Source organism: Candidatus Neomarinimicrobiota bacterium (assembly GCA_022567655.1).
GTDB lineage: Bacteria > Fidelibacterota > SORT01 > SORT01 > SORT01 > JADFGO01.
On record JADFGO010000104.1, the window covers coordinates 1 to 7,169 of the forward strand.

Genomic DNA, 7,169 nt, shown 5'->3' on the forward strand with positions numbered 1-7,169 from the left:
TACCTGTATAACCCTTTTCCGCCATTAGCGCTGCAATTACTCCGCTCTGGACAGCCATCGGATCGACGGTGTTTTTCATCATTGACAGCTGACCCGCAGCTGCCGCGCCGGGAGTAAAATTATGTCCGCCAGATATTCCGATTGCGTTTTCCATCTGCCCGGCGTTGAGTCCGAGAAGTCTGCCGGCTACTATGGGAGAAACAAACTGAGTCAATGTTGCGTGATGCCACTTGCGCTCACGAACTCCCGGTTTTGCATACAGACACATCCGCTGTTCAAATTCGTATGCGAGCACTATTGCGACTATAACCTCCTTCATCGATGAGTTTTGCCGCTCGCCCATTGCCAGTGCAGCCGGTATTAAGTCTGACGGGTGTGAGGGGTCCTCTTTCCAATATATGTCGTTATAATCGAGAGCCCTGATCATCAGACTGTTTAGAAGCGTCGCGTTTGCGGCGGGTAATTTCTCACCGCTGCCGAAAAGAGTCGCTTCCGGTTTACCGCCCATATCGGTGTAAATATCCATCATCCCCTTGACGTCATGGTCCTGATAGCCCCCGAAGGCACACCCGATCGAGTCATAAAGATAACGTTTGACCTCCTCTACTACTTCCGGGGGAAGATCCTCAAATTTCAATTCCAGAGCGAATTCCGCCATGCGGCGGGCGATAGTCTTATCGGTCACTATTTCCCTGCGTCTGATTGAAGACAATTTCTCGTTTCTACTGGATATTTTGAGGATATGAAATCGAAATGTTTATCAGCATGCAATACCAGTGCACTATTCATATACGCCGTTGCCGCGATTAAGATATAGGTAAGGGGAACGCTAATTCCTGCTCTCCTTAATTCAAATGCCCATTTAGCCGATATTTCCCAAACTCTTTCGTCAACTTCTAATTTCACTAAACCTTCAAACGAATGTTCTAACGAGTCAAAATCCTTAGTAGTGGTAGCTCCGGAGAGAACTTCAATCTTAATGACTTGTACAAAAGCAGCACGCTTATCTCTGATAAGGAAGTCTACTTCTTCAGCCAAAACTTCATTTGGAGATTTCCTCAGAACTCGAATCCAAACAGAGGAATCTATCACAACGAAGTCAATCATCCATGCGCATCCGGTCTAATTCCTCGGATGTCATGTCGATGACACCTTTCCCTATCATCCCTCGAAGATTCTCACGCGCTTTGGATTTAATAAGTTCTTGCAAACCTGCTTCTATGGCAGCTTTGTTGGTTGTCGCACCGATAGCTTTCTTTGCGTCTTCAATTAGCGTGTCATTGAGCATAACTGTTGTTTTTCCCATACGGCTTCCTTATATGTACCCACAATACATATTTAATATACATATTCGTCATACATAAGTCAAGACCGTACTTGAATTAACATAATAATCAGATTGTAGGAACAAATCGTGTTTACAACGAAGAAAGCGGAGAATTGTCACTACAGACGTTCAGCCACCGCCTTTGCCATCTCTAAAGTGCTCGAATTACCGCCCATATCGTACGTGCGAACTTTTCCATCTTCGATTACGCCCGCTATAGCGCTCTCCAACGCATTCGCCATCTCTTTTTCACCAAGATATTCGAGCATCATCTTCGTTGTCAATAGCATCGCCATCGGATTTACCTTATACTGACCCGCGTATTTAGGCGCGGACCCGTGAGTAGGCTCGAACACCGCATAGTCATCCCCGATATTACCGCTCGATGCGAATCCGAGACCGCCTATCAGCTGAGCGCACAGGTCGGAGATGATATCGCCGAACATGTTAGTGGCAACAAGGACGCCGTAATCCTGCGGGTTTTTTATCAGCCACATTGCCATTGCGTCGATATTCCTCTCCCAGAGTTCAATGTCGGGATATTCCTTGGCTATCTTTCTCGCCGTCCGAATTACGAGTCCGCTCGTCGCCCTCAATACGTTCGGTTTTTCTATGATAGTAACAGTCTTATACCCGAACTTTTTTGCGTATTCAAAACCGGCGCGGACAATACTCGCCGCGGCTTCTCTCGTAATTATCCGGGCGGAAAAAGCCATATCTTCCGGCGGGACGTCCGCAAATCGTTTTGCTTTCGGGTGATTGGCAACGAGCGCTTTAAGCACTTCTTCGTTCATCGGATGAAATTCAATTCCGACGTACAACCCCTCTGTGTTCTCCCTGAAAACCACTAAGTCTATGCCATCCTTGTAATTTAACGGATTGCCCTTATACGCCTTACAGGGACGCAGATTCGTTTTGAGATTGAATTCCTGCCGGAGCCTGACTATGGGGCTGAAATACTCATATCCTTTCCCTTGCAATTCCGGGGAAAGCTCTTCATTCGCTTCGTCTCTCGGTTTAGAGGTAATAGCGCCGAAGAGGCAGGCGTCGGTATTTTTAAGAAGCTCAATCGTCCGTTCCGGAAGTGGTTCGCCCTCGGTCTTCCAGAACTCCCAGCCTATATCGCCGTGAATATATTCAGCGTCAAGATCTAACTTATCGAGAACTATCCGCGCCGCTTCCATAACGTCATTTCCCACGCCGTCACCGGGCAGCCATGCAATTTTGTGTTTTGGCATTCTAATCCGTCCCTAAGATCTTTTTTGTGTGCGGTATCAAGCCTCCGTCCTCGAATATGCCTCTGACTTCAGGAGGCAGCGGCGGAAAACTGATCGTTCCGGCGCCGCAAACGATTGTCCCGTTATCCATATCCACTTCAATCTCCTCGCCGTTTTCGATAGCGTCAACAGCCTCCGCAGATACGATAACGTACAGACCGTTGTTGACACAGTTACGGAAGTAAAGGCGAGAGAACGATTTAGCTATTATCACTCCTACGCCCGACATTTTTATACAAACCACCGCCTGTTCGCGTCCGGAACCACAGCCGAAGTTCTTTCCGCCGACAATTATATCGTTTTCCTTTACGTTCTTGGCGAACTCCGAATCGAGGTCTTCCATGGCGTACTGCGCCATCTCGTTTGGATCAGAAACGGTATACGTATATTTACCGGGGAAGATGACGTCGGTGTTGATGTCATCCCCGTATTTCCAGACTCTTCCCTTTATGCTCATAACAACTCCTCAATTATTCCGCGGGTCGGAGATAACTCCGTTCAGAGCCGAGTATGCCGCTACCAACGGACTCGACAGGTACACTTCCGACTCCCTGTTTCCCAATCGTCCCCTGAAATTACGGTTGTTGGTCGCAAGCACCACTTCACCGCTTGCGGGTACTCCCTCATGATTTCCCATGCACGGACCACAGCCCGAGTTCATGATAATCGCTCCTGCTTCCGCGATCGTCTGCACGTAGCCGAGCCGCATCGCCTCTAAGAATATGTCTCTCGAAGCCGGGAACACGAGCATCCTCACTTCGCGGTGTATTTTCTTGCCGTCCAGCACTTCGGCGACGATCTCAAAATCCTCTAACCTCGCGTTCGTGCATGACCCGAAAAAGACTTCGTCTATCTTAGTTCCTACTACTTCCGTGATCGGATTGACGTTATCCACGGTATGCGGGCACGCTATTTGAGGCTCGAGTTCCGATATGTCGAACTCCACTATTTTGTCGAATACGGCATCTGCGTCGGATTCTACGACTTCAAATTCTTTTTGAGCTCTCCCTTCGAGGTAATCGAGCGTTTCTTCGTTCGGAATCATATATCCTATCTTCGCGCCGAGCTCCACAGCCATGTTGGGCAGCACGATTCTCGAAGATACCGACATGTTCTCAATCGTAGGACCGGCAAATTCTACTGCCTTGTAAAGAGCTCCGTCAGCCTTTATCTCGCCGGCAATCTTGAGTATCAGGTCTTTTGAGCCCGTCCCTTCGGGAAATTCTCCTTCGATTATGATTTTTATCGTCTCGGGTACTCTGAACCATATCTTTCCCGTAGCCATGATGACGGCGGTTTCCGAACGGCCGATTCCCGTGCCGAATGCGCCGAATGCTCCGTAAGTAGTGGAGTGAGAATCCGCTCCGACCATAATCGTACCCGGCAGGCATAAGCCGCCTTCGATGATCACCTGATGACATATACCCGCCTCGATGTCGAAGAAATGCTTGATGCCGTGCTTTTTCACGAATGCACGCGTGATTTTATGATTCATAGCGAATATTTCATTGGCAGGCGGAGTGCAGTGGTCAAGCACTACAACATGCCTGTCGGGATCATCTAAAGTGTCGACTCCGAGCTGTTCGAATATCCCGCTGATAGCCGCCGTGTTGTCATGCGACATCGCTATATCTGGTTTTATATCAACTATCTCTCCGGGTACAACAGTCCTGCCGGAGTATTTTGACAGTATTTTTTCCGCAAATGTTTGTCCCATCAGATCCTTCTTTCTACTTTATTGCGCCTCTTTCGTTGTTAGTCATCATTGTGTTGCCTATCTCTCGTATTTTCCAATGAAAACCACCCCCTGCCCCCTCCCTAAAAAGGAGGGGGTTAAGAGAATTAAGAAATATCTCAAATTCATATCAGTGTTGCTCTTCACTGTACTCCATTATGATATATATTTTTACTAATAAGAATATCATCCTAATAGTCCCCTCCTTTCCCTGTCCGACTGATGCCAGGCGGGCAAGGAGGGGAATCAGGGGTGGTTGGAATTAAGTTTAATACACTCATTTTTAATGTCGAATAAAACTCCCTCTATATTTTCCATGATCTCATCATTCGTATATCTTAATATAGTATATTCCCAGCTTTCTAACGCCGACTCTCTTTTTTTATCATTTTCCATTTTTTCGGCAACGAAATGTCCACCTCCATCTAACTCAATTATCAATTTTAATTCAGCACAATAGAAATCAACAATATAATCTTCTATTCCTTGTTGCCTGCGGAATTTATAGCCCTCCAAGTTCGAATTTTGTAGATAGCGCCACAGTTTTCTTTCCCATGGAGTAGCATTATTTCTTAATCGTTGCCTTCTTCGTTTCTGTGTGTTTTTATTTAATTTCATCATTTAAATAAGTGATGTTAAGGAAAACCACCCCCTGCCCCCTCCTTAAAAAGGAGGGGGTTAAGAGAATTAAGAAATATCTCAAATTCATACCACTGTTGCTCTTGCCAGCACTCTATTATGATTTATATACTTACTAATAGGAACATCTTCCTATCGTCCCCTCCTTTCCAAGGAGGGGATTCAGGGGTGGTTAATAATCTCGGATATCTCAAAATTATACATAAATATTTATTCGCTCCGTCACCCTCCGATAATCTCAAAATCGGTAAAATCGGCGTGGTGAAATATAATCGCTTCCGCCGTTCGCTGAAAACCTTCCCCTTCTTTGGAATGCACCGCAATGATGTGCATAACCTCATCGGGCAGGTCATGACGGAACGATAATCCTACTCCTGTGAATGGATGCCGGAGATATTTCCCCTGTTCGCTTTTTACGAATTTATCCCCTGATTCCGTATATTCGAAAATCTTACCGACGTCGGCGAGCAGAGCCCCCGCCACAAGATGATCGTGATTCAGGCTCACCCTGTCGGAATACATCTCATTAAGTTCTTTTTCCATGGCGATGCACATCCGGCAAACGGTTCGAACGTGTTCGATGAAACTGATATTTACGTCAGCTACAAGAAGGGTAAACGGCATGCGTTTGAGTGTCTCGATGTTCCAGCCTTTCTTCGTAAGAGCCTCTTCCCAGACCGCTATCACTTTATCCCGCAGCTCGCTGTCTTTTATTTCTCCCAACTCCGGAAGCGTTGCCGCAATTGCGTCTCTCATATCATTGTTTCCCCAAGTTTACTCTAAATGCCTTTCAGCCGGACCGTCATACTCATGATTCGCCGGGTCTATCTGCCGCATAGGACGCTGACGCTCCTGCTCCTCCGCCGCGTGCGCCACCAGTCCGGGAACCCGCGCCATTATGAAAAAAGCATTTGCGAGGTTATCCCAAAAATCGAGTTCGCACAGCACGGCAGCGATAGCGCCGTCAACGTTGATTGGCAGTTTTTTTCCGGCGGATTTTTCGAGCTCGCCTTCAATCGCTCCAATCAGTTTTATGTACGTTCCGGATTTTCCCGCTTCTTCCGCCAGCTCGAACAGGCGTGCCGCGCGCGGATCGTTCGTGTGAATCCTGTGACCGAAACCCGACATCCGCTTCTTCGATTTTCTGTAACTATCGACTATTTCTCCGGCAGCCTTTTCGACCGGCTTTCCATCCTCCATCAATTCCTTTGCCGATTTAAGAATTTTCATACACGCCTCGATCGCTCCGCCGTGATATTTAGAAATCGCAAGTATACCTGAAGCTACTGCGGCATTTAACGGCGCACCCGTCGAAGCCACAGTCAGTGCCGCTTGCGCGGAAGGTGGTGTTACACCATGGTCGATCGACGAGACGAGAATAGCGTCAATTAGTTTCCCGACTTCAGTCGACGGCAGCTCACCTCTCAATATAAGGTACACCGCCTCGGCATAAGATATCCTCCCCATCAGCTCATCAAGCGGATAACCCCTCAGTTTTATCTTATTCGGCTCTATCTCGGTAATCGCCGTTTTCCACGTTTCTGTCATTTTATGACCTCAATCTGCCAAAACTGCTGAACTTCTAATGAACTTGATTACCGTAGTCATAGTGTAATTCGATTCACCAAAAGCGTACTTCGGGAGGATAGTTCCCCAAAGTTTTGAAATATTATTTTCTATATTTACAAAATTGATATGAATATCTAATGAATTATCATATTCCTTCTCTGTTAAGAGCTTCCGAATTTCTTTGAGAATCTTTACTCCATCATCTTTAAAAACAGTAAGTGGTTTAATTGATATTTCGCTTGTATCAGCGTTTTTTGTTTGGCCGGTTGGTGAATTCGCACTAAATGATGATTGGGCACACACTCTTTCAATTTATCAATTTATTGAACATGGTACGATAACATATCTTGATTGGCTGGCACCTTTTAATTACATCCCAATCATTTATGGCGGACTAATAGCCAAAATAGTTGGGTTTAGCTTTATGAGCCTTCGATTGTTAAACGTTTTATTTGGTATTGCCGCCGTTATTTTTTTATATTTATTGCTCAGATTTTTCAAACAGTCACAGACAACCTCATTTCTATTCGCGCTTCTTTTACTTTTCAATCCGATTTTTTTTAATTTGTCGTTAACTTTTATGGGGGTTATTCCAGCATTAACATTTATGTTGGCTGCAATA

The 7,169-nt window shown here is 46.1% G+C and carries 10 protein-coding genes; 1 reads left to right on the plus strand and 9 read right to left on the minus strand.

Annotated features, from left to right (window positions below; translation table 11 throughout):
• From IID12_09195 to IID12_09235, 9 genes are all read right to left on the minus strand, one after another.
• On the minus strand, positions 1-658 hold a 658-nt coding region (locus IID12_09195; GenBank protein ID MCH8289262.1), incomplete at its 3' end, for an MmgE/PrpD family protein.
• A gap of 26 nt (positions 659-684) precedes the next feature.
• Positions 685-1,107, minus strand: coding sequence for a PIN domain-containing protein (locus tag IID12_09200; protein MCH8289263.1), 423 nt, complete (start codon positions 1,105-1,107; stop codon positions 685-687).
• Positions 1,100-1,306 carry a type II toxin-antitoxin system VapB family antitoxin gene (locus IID12_09205; GenBank protein ID MCH8289264.1) on the minus strand — a complete coding sequence of 69 codons (207 nt, stop codon included), beginning with the start codon at positions 1,304-1,306 and terminating at the stop codon, positions 1,100-1,102. The genes IID12_09200 and IID12_09205 overlap by 8 nt, the downstream gene beginning before the upstream one ends.
• A gap of 140 nt (positions 1,307-1,446) precedes the next feature.
• Positions 1,447-2,565 carry an isocitrate/isopropylmalate dehydrogenase family protein gene (locus IID12_09210; GenBank protein ID MCH8289265.1) on the minus strand — a complete coding sequence of 373 codons (1,119 nt, stop codon included), beginning with the start codon at positions 2,563-2,565 and terminating at the stop codon, positions 1,447-1,449.
• 1 nt (position 2,566) lies between these two features.
• Positions 2,567-3,061 carry a 3-isopropylmalate dehydratase small subunit gene (locus IID12_09215; GenBank protein MCH8289266.1) on the minus strand — a complete coding sequence of 165 codons (495 nt, stop codon included), beginning with the start codon at positions 3,059-3,061 and terminating at the stop codon, positions 2,567-2,569.
• 9 nt (positions 3,062-3,070) lie between these two features.
• Complete coding sequence (locus IID12_09220; GenBank protein MCH8289267.1) at positions 3,071-4,321, minus strand: 3-isopropylmalate dehydratase large subunit; 1,251 nt, start codon at positions 4,319-4,321, stop codon at positions 3,071-3,073.
• Between the two features lie 264 nt (positions 4,322-4,585).
• Complete coding sequence (locus IID12_09225; GenBank protein ID MCH8289268.1) at positions 4,586-4,960, minus strand: endonuclease domain-containing protein; 375 nt, start codon at positions 4,958-4,960, stop codon at positions 4,586-4,588.
• A gap of 240 nt (positions 4,961-5,200) precedes the next feature.
• Positions 5,201-5,734 (minus strand): hypothetical protein, encoded by a 534-nt coding sequence (locus IID12_09230; protein ID MCH8289269.1) that lies wholly within the window; start codon positions 5,732-5,734, stop codon positions 5,201-5,203.
• A gap of 18 nt (positions 5,735-5,752) precedes the next feature.
• Positions 5,753-6,526 (minus strand): citryl-CoA lyase, encoded by a 774-nt coding sequence (locus tag IID12_09235; GenBank protein MCH8289270.1) that lies wholly within the window; start codon positions 6,524-6,526, stop codon positions 5,753-5,755.
• 202 nt (positions 6,527-6,728) lie between these two features.
• Here IID12_09235 and IID12_09240 point away from each other — a divergent pair.
• Positions 6,729-7,169: phospholipid carrier-dependent glycosyltransferase (locus IID12_09240; protein MCH8289271.1), on the plus strand; the 441-nt coding region annotated here is incomplete at its 3' end.